The 18,851-nt window shown below is 70.4% G+C and carries 14 protein-coding genes; 2 read left to right on the top strand and 12 right to left on the bottom strand.

Going from position 1 to position 18,851, the window contains the following annotated elements; genetic code table 11:
- The 3 genes from J8M51_RS30450 to J8M51_RS30440 are packed head-to-tail and all read right to left on the bottom strand — an operon-like array spanning position 1 to position 4,593.
- Positions 1-2,019, bottom strand: a complete 2,019-nt coding sequence (locus tag J8M51_RS30450) for an ABC transporter permease (protein ID WP_086753124.1) — start codon at positions 2,017-2,019, stop codon at positions 1-3.
- A complete protein-coding gene (locus J8M51_RS30445; RefSeq protein ID WP_086753122.1) occupies positions 2,019-3,104 on the bottom strand; it encodes a quaternary amine ABC transporter ATP-binding protein in 1,086 nt (361 codons plus the stop codon). The genes J8M51_RS30450 and J8M51_RS30445 overlap by 1 nt, the downstream gene beginning before the upstream one ends.
- Before the next feature lie 19 nt (positions 3,105-3,123).
- On the bottom strand, positions 3,124-4,593 hold the full coding sequence (locus J8M51_RS30440; RefSeq protein WP_086753121.1) for an aldehyde dehydrogenase family protein: 1,470 nt from the start codon (positions 4,591-4,593) through the stop codon (positions 3,124-3,126).
- Between the two features lie 219 nt (positions 4,594-4,812).
- Here J8M51_RS30440 and purU point away from each other — a divergent pair, with 219 nt between their 5' ends.
- Positions 4,813-5,685 carry a formyltetrahydrofolate deformylase gene (gene purU, locus J8M51_RS30435; protein WP_086753119.1) on the top strand — a complete coding sequence of 291 codons (873 nt, stop codon included), beginning with the start codon at positions 4,813-4,815 and terminating at the stop codon, positions 5,683-5,685.
- 87 nt (positions 5,686-5,772) lie between these two features.
- On the opposite strand, the gene J8M51_RS30430 is transcribed toward purU, so the two are convergent.
- Both J8M51_RS30430 and betA read right to left on the bottom strand, forming a co-directional pair.
- A complete protein-coding gene (locus J8M51_RS30430; protein WP_086753116.1) occupies positions 5,773-6,609 on the bottom strand; it encodes a methylenetetrahydrofolate reductase in 837 nt (278 codons plus the stop codon).
- Between the two features lie 3 nt (positions 6,610-6,612).
- Entirely contained in the window at positions 6,613-8,283 is a 1,671-nt protein-coding gene (gene betA, locus J8M51_RS30425; protein ID WP_086753114.1) for a choline dehydrogenase, read from the bottom strand.
- A gap of 206 nt (positions 8,284-8,489) precedes the next feature.
- Here betA and J8M51_RS30420 point away from each other — a divergent pair, with 206 nt between their 5' ends.
- Positions 8,490-9,236, top strand: a complete 747-nt coding sequence (locus tag J8M51_RS30420; protein WP_086753112.1) for an IclR family transcriptional regulator — start codon at positions 8,490-8,492, stop codon at positions 9,234-9,236.
- Position 9,237: 1 nt separating this feature from the next.
- Here J8M51_RS30420 and J8M51_RS30415 read toward each other — a convergent pair whose 3' ends face one another.
- The 7 genes from J8M51_RS30415 to J8M51_RS30385 all read right to left on the bottom strand — a co-directional run bounded on the left by J8M51_RS30415 (position 9,238) and on the right by J8M51_RS30385 (position 18,786).
- A complete protein-coding gene (locus J8M51_RS30415; protein ID WP_086753110.1) occupies positions 9,238-10,368 on the bottom strand; it encodes an aromatic ring-hydroxylating oxygenase subunit alpha in 1,131 nt (376 codons plus the stop codon).
- Positions 10,369-10,498: 130 nt separating this feature from the next.
- Positions 10,499-11,662: an NAD(P)/FAD-dependent oxidoreductase gene (locus J8M51_RS30410; RefSeq protein WP_086753108.1), complete on the bottom strand. Its 1,164-nt coding sequence runs from the start codon at positions 11,660-11,662 to the stop codon at positions 10,499-10,501.
- Positions 11,659-12,021, bottom strand: a complete 363-nt coding sequence (locus J8M51_RS30405; RefSeq protein WP_086753106.1) for a bifunctional 3-phenylpropionate/cinnamic acid dioxygenase ferredoxin subunit — start codon at positions 12,019-12,021, stop codon at positions 11,659-11,661. The genes J8M51_RS30410 and J8M51_RS30405 overlap by 4 nt, the downstream gene beginning before the upstream one ends.
- Positions 12,022-12,237: 216 nt before the next feature.
- Positions 12,238-13,995 (bottom strand): BCCT family transporter, encoded by a 1,758-nt coding sequence (locus J8M51_RS30400; protein ID WP_179202890.1) that lies wholly within the window; start codon positions 13,993-13,995, stop codon positions 12,238-12,240.
- Between the two features lie 313 nt (positions 13,996-14,308).
- On the bottom strand, positions 14,309-15,394 hold the full coding sequence (locus J8M51_RS30395) for an S-(hydroxymethyl)mycothiol dehydrogenase (RefSeq protein ID WP_086752632.1): 1,086 nt from the start codon (positions 15,392-15,394) through the stop codon (positions 14,309-14,311).
- A 155-nt stretch (positions 15,395-15,549) separates the two neighbouring features.
- Positions 15,550-17,928, bottom strand: coding sequence for a SpoIIE family protein phosphatase (locus tag J8M51_RS30390; RefSeq protein WP_086752630.1), 2,379 nt, complete (start codon positions 17,926-17,928; stop codon positions 15,550-15,552).
- Positions 17,929-18,069: 141 nt separating this feature from the next.
- Positions 18,070-18,786, bottom strand: coding sequence for an NAD(P)-dependent oxidoreductase (locus J8M51_RS30385; RefSeq protein WP_086752628.1), 717 nt, complete (start codon positions 18,784-18,786; stop codon positions 18,070-18,072).
- Positions 18,787-18,851 lie beyond the last annotated feature (65 nt).

Here is an 18,851-nt window from a genome sequence, read left to right as displayed (position 1 = left end):
TTATGCGCTGGTTCGCCGCGCCGCGGCCTGAGTGATGCGGTCGAACATGACTCCGAGAAGGACGATGGCGAGCCCTGCGGCGAGCCCCTTCCCGAACAGTTGGCCCTGCGAGAAACCGGCCACGACGTCGTAGCCGAGGGCGCCGGCACCTACCAGGCCGCCCACCACAACCATCGACAGCACATAGATCAGACCCTGGTTCGTGGCGAGAGTCAGGGCACCGCGCGCCATCGGCAGCTGGACCTTGGTGATGATCTGCCAGGTGTTGCACCCGGCGGAGGTGGCCGCCTCCACGGTGGTCGCGGGCACGTTCCGCACCCCGTCCGCGATGATCTTCATGGCGACGGGGGCCGCGTAGACGATCGCGGCGACGATCGCCGTGAAACGGGTCGCGCCGAAGAGCGCGAGGAACGGCACCAGATAGACGAACGGCGGCATGACCTGTGCCGCGTCCAGGCTCGGCCGCAGCATGCGGTCCACCAGCCGGCTGCGGCCCATCCAGACGCCGAAGCCGATGCCGAGCAGCATCACGAGGATGGTGGCCACCACGGTCGAGGCCAGCGTCGTCATGCTGTCCGACCACATACCGGTGGCGACCAGGAGCCCCACGCACACCGCCGTGGTGATTCCGGCACGGCGGCCGCCGAGGACGACGCCGAGCGCGATCAGCACCGCGCCGACCAGCCACCACGGTGAGTCGGTGAGCAGCGACTGGAACGGGTTGAGCAGCCCGTTGGTGATGAGGTCGCGGACGGTGTTGGTGACGCCCGAGAGGTTGTCCTGGACCCAGGTCGTCGTGGTGTCCGCCGCGCTCGCGATGGAGCTGCCGAGACCGCCCTCGCCGGGGAACTCCGCCGCCCACACATAGGTGTGCGACATGAAGACCAGGACGGCCGTGACCACCGCGCCCGCCCCCAGCAGGGGCCGCCGCCAGGCCAGGAACCGGTTCTTCGAGCGCCGGGCCTCCTCCTCGCGGGCGCTGGCCGCGGTCGTGACCCGGTCGAGGACGATCGCCATGACGACGATGGACAGGCCCGCGTTGAAGGCCGTGCCCACGTCGAGCGACTGCAGCGCCTGGACGACGGTCTTGCCGAGGCCGGGAGCGTCGATCAGGGCCGCGATGGTCACCATGGCCAGGGCGGCCATGATGGTCTGGTTGACGCCCATCACCACCGTCCGCTTGGACATCGGCAGCAGGACCTTCATCAGGGCCTGCCCACGCGTCGCCCCGAGCGAGTCGGCCGCCTCCACCGTCGTCTCCGGCACGGTCCGGATGGCGTGCGCGGTGATCCGGATCGCCGGCGGCGCCGCGTAGACCACCGTGGCGATGGTGGCGGAGGCTCCGCCGATGAGGAAGAACAGGGTCAGCGGGGCCAGGTAGACGAAGGTCGGCATCGTCTGCATGAAGTCCAGCAGGGGCGTGGCGATCCGGTTGACCCGGTCGGACAGCCCCGCCCACACACCCAGCGGGATCCCGAACAGCAGCGCCACCAGGACCGCGGAGACGGTGAGCGCCAGGGTGTCCATGCTCTCCTGCCACAGGCCCTGCAGGCCGAGGAAGGTGAAGCCGGCCACCGCCAGCAGCGCGACCCGCCAGTTGCCGAAGGCCCAGGAGACGTAGCCCGCGATGCCGACGACGCCGAGCCAGCCGATCTGCGGAAGGGGCCGCCCGGCGGAGGGCTGGGAGATCAGCTCCTGCACGAAGGTCGCCAGGGAATCGATGACCAGGCGGATCTCGTTGAAGAAGTACAGGAACAGCGGGTTGGAGTTGCGGTTCGCGCCGATCGAGTCGTTGACCTCGTTGAACCACCGGTGCAGATCGGTCAGGTCCGCCGCCCCGAGCGCGAGGGTCTGCCTGCCGCGCAGGATCGCGAACAGCACCAGCCAGACGACCACGATCGCGCCGAGCACCACGGAGCGGCTGATCCTCCGGGGCTCCGCGGCCGCGGCGGGCTCCTCGACCGGGCGGGTCTCCTCCGGTCTCCCCGGCGGCTCGGTCTTCTCCACGACGACGGTCATCAGGCGCCGCCTTCCTGCCCGGCGACCACGGCGAGGATCTCCTCGTCGCCGACGATGCCGAGCAGCTTGCCGTTCTCCACGACCTTGACCGGCTTGTCGGCGGCGAGCACCGCCCGGGTGGCCTCCTTGACCACGACGTCCGGTCCCAGCTCGGGGCCGTCCAGGGCGTCGCCGTCCGCCGGCGGCCGCATGATCCAGCGCAGGGTGAGCACATCGCCGCGCGGGACGTCCTTGACGAACTCGCGCACGTAGTCGTCGGCCGGGGCCCCTACCAGTTCGTCGCCGGTGCCGCACTGGACCATCTTGCCGTCGCGCATGATCAGGATGCGGTCGCCCAGCTTGAGGGCCTCGGAGAGGTCGTGGGTGATGAAGACCATCGTCTTGCCGACCTCGTGGTGCAGCCGGATGACCTCGTTCTGCATGTCGCGGCGGATCAACGGGTCCAGCGCCGAGAACGGCTCGTCGAAGAAGAGCACGTCCGGATCGCCGGCCAGCGCGCGGGCCAGCCCGACGCGCTGCTGCATACCGCCGGAGAGCTGGTCGGGGTAGGACTTCTCGTAACCGGCGAGGCCGACCAGCTCGACGACCTCCTGGGCCCGCCTGACGCGCTCGGCCCGGCCCATGCCGCGGATCTCCAGCCCGAAGGCCACGTTGTCGACGACCCGGCGGTGGGGCAGCAGCCCGAAGTGCTGGAAGACCATGGAGAACTTGCGGCGGCGCAGCTCGCGCAGGCGTCTGTCGTCGGCCTGGCGGATGTCCTCGCCCTCGAAGACGACCTCGCCCGCGGTGGGTTCGATCAGCCGGGTCAGACATCGCACCAGGGTGGACTTGCCGGAGCCGGACAGGCCCATGACGACGAAGACCTCGCCGGGCGAGACGTCGAAGTTCACGTCCCGCACGGCGGCGGTGCAGCCGGTGCGGTCCATCAGTTCACGGCGGGTGAGTCCGCACAGTTCCTCGGACTCCGGCACCCGGTCGGCCTTGGGCCCGAACACCTTCCACAGCCTGCGCACGGAGATGACCGGGGTGGGACCCGAGTCCTGGGGCGTGCCGCGCCGCTGCGGCACCTCGGTCTGCGTGGTCATGTTCGACCTTCTTTCGGCGTCAGCCGCTAAACCAGCGCTGCGGCCGGGGTTGGATGTTCTGCCAGATGTGTTTGGGCTCTCGGTACTCGTTCAGGCCGGTCGGTCCCAGCTCCCGGCCCACACCCGAATGCCCGAACCCGCCCCATTCCGCTTGCGGCACATAGGGGTGGTAGTCGTTGATCCACACGGTGCCGTGGCGCAGTCGCCGGGCGACCCGCTGGGCCTTGCCCGCGTCCTGCGTCCAGACGGCCCCGGCCAGTCCGTACTCGGTGTCGTTGGCGATCCGTACGGCGTCGTCCTCGTCGGTGAAGCGTTCCACGGTGAGCACGGGGCCGAAGGACTCCTCGTGCACCACCCGCATGTCCTGCCGGCACTCGTCGAGGACGGTGGGCAGGTAGTAGTGGCCGTCCGCCAGCGCGGGGTCGTCGGGGCGGGCGCCGCCGCAGCGCAGCACGGCGCCCTCGGCGAGGCCGGAGGCGACGTACGCCTCGACCTTGTCCCGGTGCTGCGCGGAGATCAGCGCCCCGGTCTCGGCCTCGGTGTCGTAGGGGCCGCCGAGCCGGATGAGCCGGGCGCGGCGGACGACCTCGTCGACGAAGCGGTCGTGCAGGGAGTCCTCGACGATCAGCCGGGCGCCGGCCGAGCACACCTGGCCCGAGTGCAGGAAGACGGCGGTGAGGGCGAAGTCCACGGCCGTCTCGAAGTCGGCGTCGGCGAAGACGACGTTGGGGTTCTTGCCGCCCAGCTCCAGGGCGACCTTCTTCACGGTCGCGGCGGCGGTGGCCATGATGCGCCGGCCGGTGTCCAGGCCGCCGGTGAAGGAGACCAGGTCGACGCGGGGGTCCTCGGAGAGCGGGGCGCCCACCTCGGGGCCGGCGCCCAGGACCAGGTTGGCCGCGCCGGCCGGCAGCCCGGCCTCCTCCAGCGCCCTCATCAGCAGGACGGAGGTGGAGGGGGTCAGCTCGCTGGGCTTGAGGACGATCGTGTTGCCGGCCAGGAGCGCCGGGGCGACCTTCCAACTGGCTTGCAGAAGGGGGTAGTTCCAGGGGGTGATCAGCGCGCACACCCCGACCGGCTCGTAGACGACCCGGCTGACGGCGTCGTCGCGGCCGGTGTCGATCACCCGGCCGGCGTCGGTGCCCGCGAGTCCGCCGTAGTAGCGGAAGCAGGAGACGACGTCGGCGATGTCGTACTCGCTCTCCACGACCCGCTTGCCGGTGTCGAGGGACTCGGCGCGGGCGAAGGCCTTGGTGTCGCGCTCGATGATGTCGGCGGTGCGCAGCAGCAGGGCGCCGCGCTCCCGCTCGGGGGTGTCCGGCCAGGGGCCGGTGTCGAAGGCGTCCCGGGCCGCGGCGATCGCCGCCTCGGTGTCGGGGCGCGTTCCTTCCGAGACGGTCGCCGTGAGCGTGCCGTCAGCGGGACATCGGATCTCCCGGAGGCCGCCGGCCACCGGAACCCGCCATTCGCCATTCACATACAGGTCTGCCACGCGCCGAGCCTTCCGACTGAAATTCGTTGCGCATCGTGCACCCGATTGCTTGTGATGGAACACCCTGTCGGCTGGTCAGACGGACGTCAAGATGTTGGCGGATGACGATTTGACCATGTGATCACTTACCCGCCCACCCTTGACCACAAGCCGCACCGAGCCGACCATGTTGCGTATCGCTCACCTTGTTGTGCAATACGCACCGACGGAGGCCCGCACATGTCCCCTCGACCGCAACCCGGCCGCGAGTTCGTCCTGACCCTCTCCTGCCCCGACAGTGCCGGGCTGGTTCACGCCGTGAGCGGCTTCCTCGTCAGGAACTCCGGAAACATCCTGGAAAGCCAGCAGTTCGACGACCGACGTCAGGGACGCTTCTTCATGCGGGTCCACTTCGACGTCTCCGACCCGAACGTCGACCTGGAGGGACTGCGGTACCGCTTCGGCCCCGTCGCCCAGGCCTACGGCATCTCGTGGTCCCTCAGCGACGCCGCCACACCGACCCGGACCCTGATCATGGTGTCCAAGTTCGGGCACTGCCTGAACGACCTGCTCTTCCGCCGGCAGGCGGGCGCGCTCAACATCGAGATCCCCGCGATCGTCTCCAACCACCGGGAGTTCGAGAAGCTCGCGGAGACGTACGACATCCCCTTCCACCACGTGCCGGTGACCCGCGACACCAAGCCCGAGGCCGAGGCCCGGCTGCTCGAACTCGTCCGCGAGCTGGACATCGACCTGGTCGTCCTGGCCCGCTACATGCAGATCCTCTCCGACGACCTGTGCAAGGAGCTGGACGGCCGCGCCATCAACATCCACCACTCCTTCCTCCCCAGCTTCAAGGGCGCGCGCCCCTACGACCAGGCCTACGACCGCGGTGTGAAGCTGGTCGGCGCGACGGCGCACTATGTGACCTCGGACCTGGACGAGGGCCAGATCATCGAGCAGGACGTGGTCCGGGTGGACCACTCGCTGGACCCCGGCGAGCTGGTCACGGTCGGCCGGGACGTGGAGGCCCAGGTGCTCGCGCACGCGGTGAAGTGGCACAGCGAGAACCGGGTGATGGTCGAGGGCAACCGCACGGTCGTCTTCCGCTGAGCGGAAGCTCCTCCGTATACGAAGCCGAACGCCGGGACGGGTCCACATCCGTCCCGGCGTTCGGCGTTCCGCTGTCCGGCGACGTGCTCAGCCCTCCAGCCGGTCCAGTACGGACCGCCGCCATCTCTCCGTCTCCGCGATCTGGTTGAAGGTGAACAGGTGCAGCCCCGCCACCCCGGACACGGGGTCGGTGAGGGCGTTCTCCGTGCGCGTGAGCAGCTTCTCGGGTGAGTAGCCGCCGGGCGCCGCGAAACGCACGAACCACGACGCGTGCCTGGTCAGGAAGCGGGTCGACTCCCCCACCCCGATCCTCGTCGCCATCGCCAGCAGCTTCGCCCGCTGCACGGGCCCCGCGACGCCCACGTGCACCGGCAGGGTCACACCCCGGCGGCTTACCCGCGCGAGCCAGTCCCCCAGCACCCGCGGGTCGAAGCAGAGGTTGCTCACGATGTACGTGGCGTGCTCGCGCTTGTCCCACATCGCCTGGACGGTGATGTCGTCGTGGATGAGCGGATGGCTCTCGGGATAGCCGGTGACGCCGACGTGGGTGAACGGCCGTCCCAGCTCGCTCAGCCGGCGCAGCACCGGCAGCGCCCCGTCGTACGATCCGGCCGGCGGGTCGGCGTCACCCGCCGGGACGAACACGTCGTCCACGCCCGCCTCGCACAGCCGGCCCGCGACCTCCTTGAGGTGCAGGTCGTCCCGCAGGAGCCGGGCGGGGACGTGCGGGACGACCCGGTAGCCGTGCGCGGCGAGCCGGCCGGCGAGGTCGAGGGTGGGTTCCAGGCCCTTGACCGGCGACGCCGTCACGGTGACGACGACGTCGCGCGGGACATGGGCGAGGACCTTCTCCTCGGTGGCCCTCGCCGGCAGCACCTCGTAGCGGACCGTCCTCAGCAGTGCGCGGAGCCCCGCAGCGCCCAAGGCCTACTCCGCCTGCGTCCGGGCGTCGCGGTGGCGGTAGTACGCGGCCTTCGACGCCGGCAGCGGCTGCTTGCCGAGGATCAGGTCGGCGGCCTTCTCGGCGATCATCATCACCGGCGCGTAGATGTTGCCGTTGGTGACGTAGGGCATGACGGAGGCGTCCACCACCCGCAGGCCGTCCACGCCGTGCACACGCATGCTGGTGGGGTCCACGACGGACATCTCGTCGGTGCCCATCTTGCAGGTGCAGGACGGGTGCAGGGCGGTCTCGCCGTCCTTGGCGACCCAGGCGAGGATCTCCTCGTCCGACTCGACGGACGGTCCGGGCGAGACCTCCCCGTCGTTGTAGGGGGCGAGCGCGGGCTGGTTGAGCAGCTTGCGGGCGACCCGGATCGCCTCGACCCACTCGCGGCGGTCCTGTTCGGTGGAGAGGTAGTTGAAGCGCAGGGCGGGGTGCTGCCGCGGGTCCTTGCTCTTGATCTTCACCGAGCCGATGGCGTCCGAGTACATGGGTCCGACGTGCACCTGGTAGCCGTGGCCGCCGGCCGGCACGGAGCCGTCGTAACGGACCGCGATCGGCAGGAAGTGGAACATCAGGTTGGGGTAGTCGACGTCCTCGTTGCTGCGGGCGAACCCACCGGCCTCGAAGTGGTTGGTGGCGGCGGGGCCCTTGCGGAAGAGCCACTGGAGCCCGATGAAGGGCGCACGCCACTTCGCCAGGTACGGCTGCATGGAGACCGGCTGCTTGCAGGCGTACTGGATGTAGACCTCCAGATGGTCCTGCATGTTCTCGCCGACGCCCGGGAGGTCGTGGACGACGTCGATGCCCAGGGCCCGGAGTTCCTCGGCGTTGCCCACGCCGGAGAGCTGGAGCAGCTGCGGGGAGTTGATCGCGCCGCCGCAGAGGATCACCTCCTTGGCGCGGACCTGCTTCGGGGCTCCCTTGCCGCGCCGGTACTCGACGCCGACGGCCTTCTTGCCCTCGAAGAGGACCCTGGTGACGAGGGCGCGGGTGGTGACGGTCAGGTTGGGGCGCTTGCGGACGGGCTTCAGATACGCCTTCGAGGCCGAGAGCCGGCGTCCGCGGTGGACGTTCCGGTCGAACTTGGCGAAGCCTTCCTGCCGGTAGCCGTTGACGTCGTCGGTGGGCGCGTAGCCCGCCTCCTCGGTGGCCTTGAGGAAGGCGCCGAAGAGGGGGTTGCTCGCCGGGCCGCGCTCCAGGACGAGGGGACCGTCGTGACCGCGGAACTCGTCGTCCGGGTCGGCCGCGAGGCAGTTCTCCATGCGCCGGAAGTACGGCAGACAGTGCGCGTAGTCCCAGGTCTCCATGCCCGGGTCGGCCGCCCAGCGCTCGTAGTCCATGGGGTTGCCGCGCTGGAAGATCATGCCGTTGATGCTGCTGGACCCGCCCAGTACCTTGCCGCGCGCGTGGTAGACGCGCCGGCCGCCCATGTGGGGCTCGGGCTCGGACTCGTACTTCCAGTCGTAGAAGCGGCTGCCGATCGGGTAGGTCAGCGCCGCGGGCATGTGGATGAAGACGTCCCACGGGAAGTCCGTCCGGCCCGCCTCCAGGACCAGGACCCGGTTCGTCGGATCGGCGGACAGCCTGTTTGCCAGTGCACTGCCCGCGGAACCACCACCGACGATGACGAAGTCGTACTGCACAGGAGCCATGGTGCCTCGTCTCGCTCGCGCCGTAGATATGCGAGGCATGCTAGACGGGTAGCGCTATACGCACCAGGTTGCGAAACGCGCAACTTCGGGATCTTCGTTTCGCGGAGGTTACTTGCAGGTGTGTTGTTTACTGCGCGTATAGTTTCACTGTGAGCAACTACAGCCTTGACACGGAAACGTCGAATTCGCACGCGGGCGCCGGCGGTGTGCAGTCGGTGGACCGCGCCATCAGCGTCCTGGAGATCCTCGCGCAGCGTGGCGAGGCCGGCGTCAGCGAGGTGGCGGCGGAGATCGAGGTGCACAAGTCCACCGCCTTCCGTCTCCTCGGCGCCCTGGAGGCGCGCGGACTGGTGGAGCAGGCCGGGGAGCGCGGCAAGTACCGGCTCGGCTTCGGCATCGTGCGGCTGGCCGGCGCGGTCACGGGGCGTATCGACATCACCCAGCAGGGCCGTCCCGTCTGCGAGCGGCTGGCCGAGGAGATCGGCGAGACCGTCAACATCGCCGTGATGCAGGAGCAGTACGCGATCAACCTGTACCAGGTGCGCGGACCGGGAGCCATCACCGCGCACAACTGGGTGGGCCAGCTGACTCCCCTGCACGCCACGTCCAGCGGCAAGATCCTGCTGGCCCACCTGCCGGCGAAGGAGCGCGCCGCGCTCCTCTCCGACGTGGGCATGAAGAAGGTCACCCCGCACACCATCACCGCGAAGACGAAGCTGGAGAAGAACCTCGTCGCCGCGCGGGAGCGGGGCTACGCCTTCACCCTGGAGGAGTTGGAGATCGGCCTGCACGCCATGGCCGCTCCGGTGCGCAACCGGGACGGCGAGGTCATCGCCGCCCTCAGCGCCTCCGGACCCTCCTACCGGCTCACCGAGGAGCGCCTGCACGAGATGTCGCCGGTACTGCTCCAGGGCGCCGCCGAGATCAGCCACCGGATGGGTTTCCTGGGCTGATTCACCCCTGAGGGGTGCCGAGGCGTTCGTTCACCCAGTCGTGGAACGCTCCGATGTGGTGCTCACTGGGCACCAGCACACCGCCCTTGGCGTACAGCCGGGAGCTCATGCCGGGCTGGGTCCGCTCGCAGGCCTCGAAGTCCTGGAGATTGACCCGGTCGAAGAGTTCCACGGACCGGCTGACGTCCTTGCCGCTCTTGACGACGTGCGGCAGATAGAGCCAGTCGCACTCGACGACCGTGCGGTCCACGGACACCGGGTACATCCGGTGGAAGATCACATGGTCGGGCACCAGGTTGATGAACACCTGCGGCCGGACGGTGATCGCGTAGTACCGGCGGTCCTGGTCCTCGGCGACACCCGGGATACGGTCCAGACCCTCGGAACCGTCCACCGTGAACCCCCGCACCTCCTCACCGAACTCCGCACCGTGCCCCACGTAGTACTGCGCGGCGTACCCGTCCGCGAACTCCGGCAGCACCTCCGTCAGTTCCGGATGGATCGTGGCACAGTGATAGCACTCCATGAAGTTCTCGATGATGAGCTTCCAGTTCGCCTTCACGTCGTACGTGATCCGGCGGCCGACGGAGAGGTTGTCGATGTCGTACCGCTCGATCGACTCGACGTCGCCCAGGCGCGCGACGACCTCACCGATGACGTCCTCGTCGAAGGACGGCGGGTTCTCCGCGAGACAGACCCAGACATAACCGAGCCACTCCCGCACGGCGACGCTCACCAGGCCGTACTCGGTGCGTCCCACGTCGGGCATCTTGGTGAGGTTGGGGGCTGCGACCAGCTTGCCGTCCAGGCCGTAGGTCCAGGCGTGGTACGGACACTGGAAGGCCCGCTTGACCTCACCGGTCTCCTCGGTGCAGAGCTTGGCGCCGCGGTGCCGGCAGACGTTGAAGTACGCGCGGATCGAGTTGTCCCGGGCGCGGGTGACGAGGATGCTCTCGCGGCCCACGTCGACGGTGCGGAAGGCACCGGGCTTCGCCAGCTCGGAGGCGCGGGCGACACAGAACCACATGGTCTCGAATATGTGCTCCTGTTCCTGGGCGAAGACCACCGGATCGGTGTAGGAGGAGCCGGGAAGAGTGGCGATCAGGCTGTCGGGCAGGCTGGTCGAGGTCACGGGGCACTCCTCGGGGAACGTCGCGGAGGGGTCATGCGGACGCCGGGAGGAACGACTCCGGTCGGCGTTGTGTATGGAGCAACACTGCGCGCTGTGGGCAACCGCAGCATGGGGTGACGCCGGGGCGGTGTCAAGACGTGGTGGCGGCCAGTTCCTTGCGCACCCTCATGAACAGCCGCGGCTGGTTCATCCCGAGCACGGCGACCGGCCGGCCGGCGCGCCGGTAGACGGCGAGGACGTCGCGGTCGTCGACCGTGCCCGCCTCGACGGCGACACTGTCCGCCTCGGCCGCGTGACCGGCGAACTGGATGCGGACGCCGTACTGGTCCGACCAGAAGTACGGCGGCCTCGGCACGCCGGGCTCGACCGCGCCCCCCGCCAGCAGGGTGGCGACGGCGGCCTCCGGGCGCTCGCGCGCGCCGGTCCAGTGCTCCACGCGGCGGTGGTGGCCCGCGCGGGGGTCGTACCAGTTGGCGCAGTCGCCGACCGCGACCACTCCGGCGAGGCTGGTACGGCCGTCGGCGCCGCAGGTCACGCCGTTGTCCAGCGCGATGCCGGAGCCCTGCAGCCACTCGACGCACGGGCGGGCCCCGACGCCGACGACGACGATGTCGGCGGGGACGCTGCGGCCGTCCTCCAGCAGGACGGCGTCGACCCGGTCCTCGCCGCTCAGCCCCTTGACCCCCACGCCGCACAACAGCCGTACACCGTGGTCGGAGTGGAGGCCGGAGACGACGGCGCCCATGGTGTCGCCGAGCGGTCCGGCGAGCGGGGTCGACGCCGCCTCCACGACGGTCACCTCCAGGCCGAGGGCCTTCGCGGTGGAGGCGACCTCGGCGCCGATGAAACCGCCGCCGATCACCACCAGGCGTCCGCCGCCGGCCAGTTCGTCCCGCAGGGCGCGGGCGTCGTCCAGGGTGCGCAGGGTGTGCACCCCGGCGAGGCCCTCGGAGCCGGGCAGGGACCGCGCCACGGCGCCGGTGGCGATGACGAAGCCGTCGGCGCGCACCTCGCGGCCGTCGCCGAGGCGAACGGCGCGCGCGGTGTGGTCGAGCGCGGTGGCTCGGGTGCCGAGCAGCCACTCCGCCGCCAGGTCCTCGCCCTCCGTCTCCAGGGAGAGTTCGGCCTCGCCGAGGGTGCCGGCCAGGAACTCCTTGGAGAGCGGGGGCCGGTCGTAGGGGCGGTGCAGCTCGTCGCCGATGACGACCAGGCGCCCGTCGAAGCCCTGCTTGCGCAGGGAGCGAGCCGCCGACAGGCCGGCGAGGGAGGCGCCGACCACGGCGACGGTCCTCACGCGGGACCCCCGGCGAGCCGGGCGGAGATGCAGGGCGGCAGGTTCGGGGCGTCCGTGGAGAGCCGGACGTAGATCATGCCGTCCTCGACGACGACCTCGTGCGTCCGGACCGGCAGCTTGGCCGGCGGGGAGTCGACCGCGCCGGTGCGCAGGTCGAACTTGGAGGCATGCAGCGGGCATTCCACCTCGCAGCCCTCCAGCCAGCCGTCGGCGAGCGAGGCGTCCTGGTGGGTACAGGTGTCGTCGATGGCGAAGACCTCGCCGTCGTCGGTGTGGAACACCGACACCGGCGGGTCGGTGTCGAGCCGGAAGGCCTCACCTCGCGGGAGATCCGCGAGACGGCACGCGGGAATCATCATGACACCTCGGGTGCATATAACGAAACGGATTGCGGTAAGCGCAACATCAGTCTGGAGTCGCCCAGAACCCTTGTCAAGGCATCCAGGGGGCCGTTCGGAGCCACTTAGAGCGTTGCGGTATTCACAACTCACCTCACATAGAACAACAAAGGCCCGGTGGGGCCGTGGCCGCGCAGGGCGGTGCCACGGCCCCACCGGGCGGTGGGTGCCTCGGTCTCAGACGGCGGAGGTGGTGGAACGCGCGGACTCCCCGGCCGGTTCGGGCGGCAGGGGCTCCGTGCCGTCCGTGGACGTGGCGGGGCCGATGCGGAGTTCGAAGTCCCCGTCGTACTTCTCGTGGCCGGCGATGACGGCCGTCTCGATGGCCTCCTTGCCCATGCGTCCGCGGATGATGAGCGGGTCGTGGCGCAGATCCCGGTTGAGCGCGATGCACAACCCGATCATCACCAGGGTGAAGGGGGCCGCCGCGAGAATGGTGAGGTTCTGCAGCCCGGTGAGCGCGTCACCCTTGCCGCCGCCGATGAGCAGCATGACGGCGGCGACCGCTCCGGTCAGCACACCCCAGAACACCACGACGCCCCGGGACGGCTCCAGGGAGCCCCGCTGCGAGAGCGTCCCCATCACGATGGAGGCGGCGTCGGCGCCGGAGACGAAGAAGATGCCGACGAGGACCATGACGACGATGCTCGTCACCGTGGCGATCGGGTACTGCTGGAGCACGTCGAAGAGCTGCCCCTGGGCGGTCGCGGCGTCATTGAGACGGCCGGACTCCTGAAGGTGCATCGCCGAGCCGCCGAAGACCGCGAACCAGAGCAGGCTGACGCTGCTGGGGACCAGGATGACACCGCCGACGAACTGCCGGATCGTACGGCCGCGGCTGATGCGCGCGATGAACATGCCGACGAAGGGCGTCCAGGAGATCCACCACGCCCAGTAGAAGACCGTCCAGCCGGCCAGCCAGTCGGCGACGCCCTTGCCGCTGGACGCCTCGGTACGGCCCGCCATCTGGGCCAGGTCGCCGAAGAAGGCACCGACGGAGGTGGGCAGCAGATCGAGGATGAAGATGGTCGGGCCGACCAGGAAGACGAAGAGGGCGAGCCCCACCGCCAGCACCATGTTGGTGTTGGACAGCCACTGGATTCCCTTCTCGATGCCGGACACCGCCGAGGCGACGAACGCCACGGTCAGCACGGCGATCACGACGACCAGCAGTCCGGTGCCGACCGACGACAGCCAGCCCAGGCCGGTGAAGCCGCTGCCGATCTGGAGGGCACCGAGCCCCAGGGAGGCCGCCGACCCGAAGAGGGTGGCGAAGATGGCGAGGATGTCGATGGCCCGGCCCGGCCAGCCGTTCACCCGCTTCTCACCGAGCAACGGGGTGAACACCGCGCTGATCAGCTGGCGGCGTCCGCGTCGGAAGGTGCTGTAGGCGATGGCGAGACCCACGACCGCGTACATCGCCCAGGGATGGAGCGTCCAGTGGAAGAGGGTGGTGGCCATGGCGGTCTCCATGGCCTGGTTGGCGTCGGCGGGGTCGGTGCCGGGCGGTGGCGTCATGAAGTGGGAGAGCGGCTCGCTCACTCCGTAGAACATCAGGCCGATGCCCATGCCCGCGCTGAACATCATGGCGATCCACGAGACGGTGCGGAACTCGGGCTCCTCCCCCTCCTTTCCGAGGGTGATCCGCCCGTAGCGGCTCATCGCCAGCCAGAGGGCGAAGACCACGAAGCCCGAGGCGGCGAGGACGAAGGCCCAGCCGCCGTTGCGGATGGTTCCGTCCAGCAGCTTCCCCGACACGCTCTCCAGCGTGTCGGTCGCCGTGGCTCCCCACACGACGAAGGCCAGGGTGAGGGCCGCGGCGACACCGAAGACGACAAGGTCGGTTTGGGGTCGGGCGCCGGCCGCACCACCTCCCGGCAGTTCCGCCTCGACGGGATGGCCTGGGCTCCCGTTCCGTTCGCGGGCATTGCTCATCAGCTCGTCCTTTCCACAGACGGCAGGGGACGCTTCCTGTCGCGGACGACGGTTGCGCGACCGGGAAAAAAGGGGGGATACGCGGGCGAGGGCGGCGAGCGCCGCTCGATTCGTGTTGCGGATTGCGCATCTGGATTCGCTATGGGCAACACAATCTGACGCCTCAGAGAGGCTGTCAAGGGTCGTGTCAAAGAAGAGTCGAGCCACGTGTCACCCCCGGAACGACGACGAGCCGTGGTCGGGGGCGTCCCCGACCACGGCTCGTCCGTCACGCTCCGCGGCTACGCCGGCGCGGGCACGGCCCGCCCGGCCGTCAGAGGACCACCACCGAACGCAGCACGTCGCCCTTGTGCATCCGCTCGAAGGCCTTCTCCACGTCGTCCAGCGCGATGGTCTCCGTCACGAACGCGTCGAGGTCCAGCCGGCCCTGGAGGTACAGGTCGATGAGCATGGGGAAGTCCCGGGAGGGCAGGCAGTCGCCGTACCAGGAGGACTTGAGGGAGCCGCCACGGCCGAAGACGTCCAGCAGGGGCAGTTCGAGCTTCATCTCCGGGGTGGGGACGCCGACCAGGACGACCGTGCCGGCCAGGTCGCGGGCGTAGAACGCCTGCTTGTACGTCTCCGGGCGGCCGACCGCCTCGATGACGACGTCGGCACCGAAGCCGCCGGTCAGCTCGCGGATCGCCTCCACCGCGTCGGTGTCCTTGGAGTTGACCGTGTGGGTCGCGCCGAGCTTCCGGGCGGTCTCCAGCTTGGCGTCGTCGATGTCCACCGCGATGATCTTCGCGGCGCCCGCGAGGTTCGAGCCGACGACCGCCGCGGCGCCGACACCGCCGCAGCCGATGACGGCGACACTGTCACCGCGGCCCACGTTCCCGGTGTTGATCGCCGCACCGATGCCGGCCATCACCCCGCACCCCAGCAGACCGGCCGCGGCGGCCGAGGCGGCCCGGTCCACCTTGGTGCACTGACCGGCCGCCACCAGGGTCTTCTCGGCGAACGCGCCGATGCCCAGCGCGGGCGACAGCTCGGTGCCGTCGAGCAGGGTCATCTTCTGCTTGGCGTTGTGGGTGCTGAAGCAGTACCAGGGGCGCCCGCGCAGACAGGCCCGGCAATTTCCGCACACCGCACGCCAGTTGAGGATCACGAAGTCACCGGGGGCCACATCGGTGACGCCCTCCCCCACCGACTCCACGACGCCCGCCGCCTCGTGGCCCAGCAGGAAGGGGAACTCGTCGTTGATGCCGCCCTCCCGGTAGTGCAGATCGGTGTGGCAGACCCCGCAGGCCTCGATCTTCACCAGCGCCTCGCCCGGGCCGGGGTCGGGCACGATGATCGTTTCCAGGCTGACGGGGGCGCCCTTGCCCCGCGCGACGACAGCACGGACCTGGTGCGTCATGGCCACTCCTCGGCTGGTACGAGACCTGAGTCTGAAGTTGCTTATCGCGGTACGCGGCGCGCGTACCGCAACACAGCATCGTGGAGGGCCGACGGGCGGTCAAGAAGTTCCACAGCCGTCCGCCCTGTTTCGGGACCTGGTGCCCCTGCGCGCGGCTACGCGCCCGGGAGAGCCTGCTCGGCCCAGATGGTCTTGCCCGTGCGGGTGTGGCGACTGCCCCAGCGCTGGGTGAGCTGGGCGACGAGCAGCAGACCGCGCCCGCCCTCGTCGAAGGCGCGGGCCCGGCGCATGTGCGGAGCGGTGGCGCTGGAGTCCGAGACCTCGCAGATCAGGGTGGCCTCACGGATCAGCCGCAGCTGGATCGGGGAGCCTCCGTAGCGGATGGCGTTGGTGACCAGCTCGCTCACGACGAGTTCCGTGACGAAGGAGACCTCCTCCAGCCGCCAGGCGGCCAGCTGGTCGGTGGCCAGTTTGCGGGCGTGGCCGACGTACGCGGGGTCGGCGGGGATCTCCCAGGTGGCGACCCGGTCGGCGTCCAGGGCCCGGGTCCGGGCCAGGAGCAGGGCCACGTCGTCGACGGGCCGGTCCGTCAGCAGGCTGCTCAGGACCCCGTCGCAGGTCTCCTCCAGGGGGCGGTCCGTGCCGCACAGTGCCCGGCGCAGCCGGTCGAGTCCGTCGTCCAGGTCCCGGCCGGACGCCTGGACCAGGCCGTCGGTGTAGAGGGCGAACACACTGCCCTCGGGAACGTCGAACTCGGCGGTCTCGAAGGGCAGCCCGCCCACGCCCAGCGGCGGCCCGATCGGCAGGTCGAGGAAGGCGGCCTCGCCGTCCGGGGCGATCAGGGCCGGTGGCGGATGGCCGGCCCGGGCCATGGAGCAGCGGCGCGCGACGGGATCGTACACGGCGTACAGACAGGTGGCGCCGATCTCGCCGGGGCTCTCCGCGTCCTCCGCCTCGTCCGCCGTCCGCTCGGAGTCCAGGCGCAGGACGATGTCGTCGAGCTGGGTGAGCAGCTCGTCCGGGGCGAGGTCCACGTCGGCCAGGGTGCGGACGGCCGTGCGGAGGCGGCCCATGGTGGCGGAGGCCTGGACGCCGTGGCCGACGACATCGCCGACGACGAGCCCCACCCGGGCGCCGGACAGGGGGATGACGTCGAACCAGTCGCCGCCGATCCCGGCGCGGGTGCTGGCCGGCTGGTAGCGGGAGGCGACCTCGACGGCGGCCTGCCGGGGTGCGCGGTGGGGCAGGAGGCTGCGCTGCAGTTCGAGGGCGATGGCGCGTTCGCGGGTGTAGCGGCGGGCGTTGTCGACACAGACGGCGGCGCGGGCCGCGAGTTCCTCGGCCAGCAGCAGGTCGTCCTCGCCGAAGGGCTCGGCGGTGCGGTGGCGGGAGAGGATCGACAGGCCGAGGGTGATGCCGCGGGCGCGCAGCGGCACCGCCATCATCGAGTGGATGCCGTGCACCTCGATGCTGCGGGCCCGCTCCTGGGAGCCCGCCGCCCACAGCTGCGCGGTGACGTCGTCGATCTCGTACAGCAGGGCCCGGCCGCTGGTCAGGGAGCGGCCCGGCGGCGAACCGTCGACATAGGTGTGTCTGCTGCCGACGGGGATCACGGCCTCGGGGCAGCCCTCCAGCACGGACCGCTGGGCGGTGCGGCGGAAGACCTGGGGGTCGGCGCCGGGCGAGACGGCGGCCTCCTCGCCGGCCAGTACCGAGTCCAGGAGGTCGACGATGACGAAGTCGGCGAGATGGTCGGTGCACACCTCGGCGAGTTCCTCGGCGGTACGGGTGATGTCCAGGGTGGAGCCGATGCGGTTGCCCGACTCGTTGAGCATGCTCAGCCGGCGGCGGGCGAGGAACTGCTCCGTGCTGTCGATCGCGGCCAGGCACATGCCCCGCACCTCGCCGCCGGCGTCCTTCAGCGGGCTGAGCGACACCAGCCACGCGTGTTCCCGGGCCTCGCCCGGTGCGCGCAGCCAGGCCTCGTACGGCTTCGGCTCGCCGGTGCGCAGCACCCGCTGGACGGCGTCGTCGAGCCCCTCGAAGCCGGGGAGGCGGCGCCGGCCGTCGACCGAGACCCCGACGCGTCGGCCCAGCAGGTCCTCCTGCGGCCTGCCCATCACCCCTTCCATCGCGGAGTTCGCGGACACCGCGAGTCCGTCCTGGTCGAAGAGGGCGATCGGGACGGGGAGCTGGTCCAGGGCCCACCGGCGCAGCCGCGCGGCGGGCTCCGGCACCGTGGCCGTCAGGAACCACTGGGTCTCCCCCGCCGCGTCCAGCAGCGGATGGGCCTCCAGCTCCAGCTCCACGTCATGGCCGTCGCGGTGCCGGGCGTTCACGGGGCCACGCCAGTCGGCGGGCTGGGCGAGACGGGCGCGGGCCGAGGCGGGAAGGGCGTCGGCCAGCAGGTCGGAGGCCCGGCGGCCGATCACCTCTCCGGGCTCGTACCCGAGCACGCGTCGGGCGTCGGCGCTCCACGCGGTGACCAGCCCCCTGGCGTCGACCGCGGCCGAGGCGACACCCTGCTCGCCCATCGTTCCTTCTCTCCGTACGACCCCAGCCGTCGGTCCATGGGCCCACGGACCGGCGGCGAGCACTGCTCGACGGGTTCATTGTGCTCCGGACGCACCGCACCTCGCGCGCGACCGCCCGAATCCGCCGAACCCCGACAGCAGCTATGCGTGGTCGTGCGGACCGTGGGCGTGGGCGAGGGCACTGGGGGTCGTACGGCCCACGATGGCGGGGGCCTCCCTGACGAGGGTGTCGTCGGTGAGCGCCTCCACCATGAACAGCGCGAAGTCCACCCGCCGGGTCAGGTCGCTGGCCAGGACCGGATCGCCCACATGCCGGCTCCACACGGGCAGGCCCTGGCTCTCGCCCTCCTCCAGGCTGCTGCCGCGGACCACGGTCCAGCGGGTGTCGCTGGCGAAGACCCGCCGGCACGCCTCCACCTGGTCGTCGAGTTCGACGGCGCGGACGAGCCGGCCCAGCACGGCGGCGATCCGTACACCGAGGGTGAACATCCGGGAGTACCGGTCCTTGCCGTCGCGGGTGATGTGCCAGCCGCAGGAGAAGACCAGGCGGGCACCGGGCCGGGCGTGGTCGAGGACCGCCTGCGCGGTGCCCGAGGAGTACTGCCGCACGCCCCAGGGCACCAGCACGGTCAGCACCCCGTCGCAGTCGGCGACCGCCCGCCGGATCACCTCCGGATCGTCGGTCTGTCCGGGTACGACGGTGATCCGGCCCTCGAACGCGGCCAGCTTCGGCACACTGCGCTCCCGGCACACACCGACCACCTCGTACCCGCGCTCCAGCGCGTGCCCGACCATGTAGCGCCCGAGCTTCCCCGAGGCTCCGACGACGCAGATCTTCTTCACTCGTTCCGTGCCCATGGCGCGGCCCCCTCACCGAACTGTCCACCTTATGCTGTAAGGCAAGCTAGCCTTATGCCGTAAGG

The sequence above is a fragment of the Streptomyces griseiscabiei genome, from assembly GCF_020010925.1.
Taxonomy (GTDB): Bacteria; Actinomycetota; Actinomycetes; order Streptomycetales; family Streptomycetaceae; genus Streptomyces; species Streptomyces griseiscabiei.
This window is presented reverse-complemented; position numbering and strand designations above follow the sequence as displayed.

Bases quoted from the DNA above. Each gene is read 5' to 3' on its own strand.
- J8M51_RS30395 (WP_086752632.1), bottom strand. From the start codon at position 15,394: ATGACGCACCAGGTCCGTGCTGTCGTCGCGCGGGGCAAGGGCGCCCCC.
- J8M51_RS30445 (WP_086753122.1), bottom strand. From the start codon at position 3,104: ATGACCACGCAGACCGAGGTGCCGCAGCGGCGCGGCACGCCCCAGGAC.
- purU (WP_086753119.1), top strand. From the start codon at position 4,813: ATGTCCCCTCGACCGCAACCCGGCCGCGAGTTCGTCCTGACCCTCTCC.
- betA (WP_086753114.1), bottom strand. From the start codon at position 8,283: ATGGCTCCTGTGCAGTACGACTTCGTCATCGTCGGTGGTGGTTCCGCG.
- J8M51_RS30405 (WP_086753106.1), bottom strand. From the start codon at position 12,021: ATGATGATTCCCGCGTGCCGTCTCGCGGATCTCCCGCGAGGTGAGGCC.
- J8M51_RS30390 (WP_086752630.1), bottom strand. From the start codon at position 17,928: ATGGGCGAGCAGGGTGTCGCCTCGGCCGCGGTCGACGCCAGGGGGCTG.
- J8M51_RS30385 (WP_086752628.1), bottom strand. From the start codon at position 18,786: ATGGGCACGGAACGAGTGAAGAAGATCTGCGTCGTCGGAGCCTCGGGG.
- J8M51_RS30450 (WP_086753124.1), bottom strand. From the start codon at position 2,019: ATGACCGTCGTCGTGGAGAAGACCGAGCCGCCGGGGAGACCGGAGGAG.
- J8M51_RS30400 (WP_179202890.1), bottom strand. From the start codon at position 13,995: ATGAGCAATGCCCGCGAACGGAACGGGAGCCCAGGCCATCCCGTCGAG.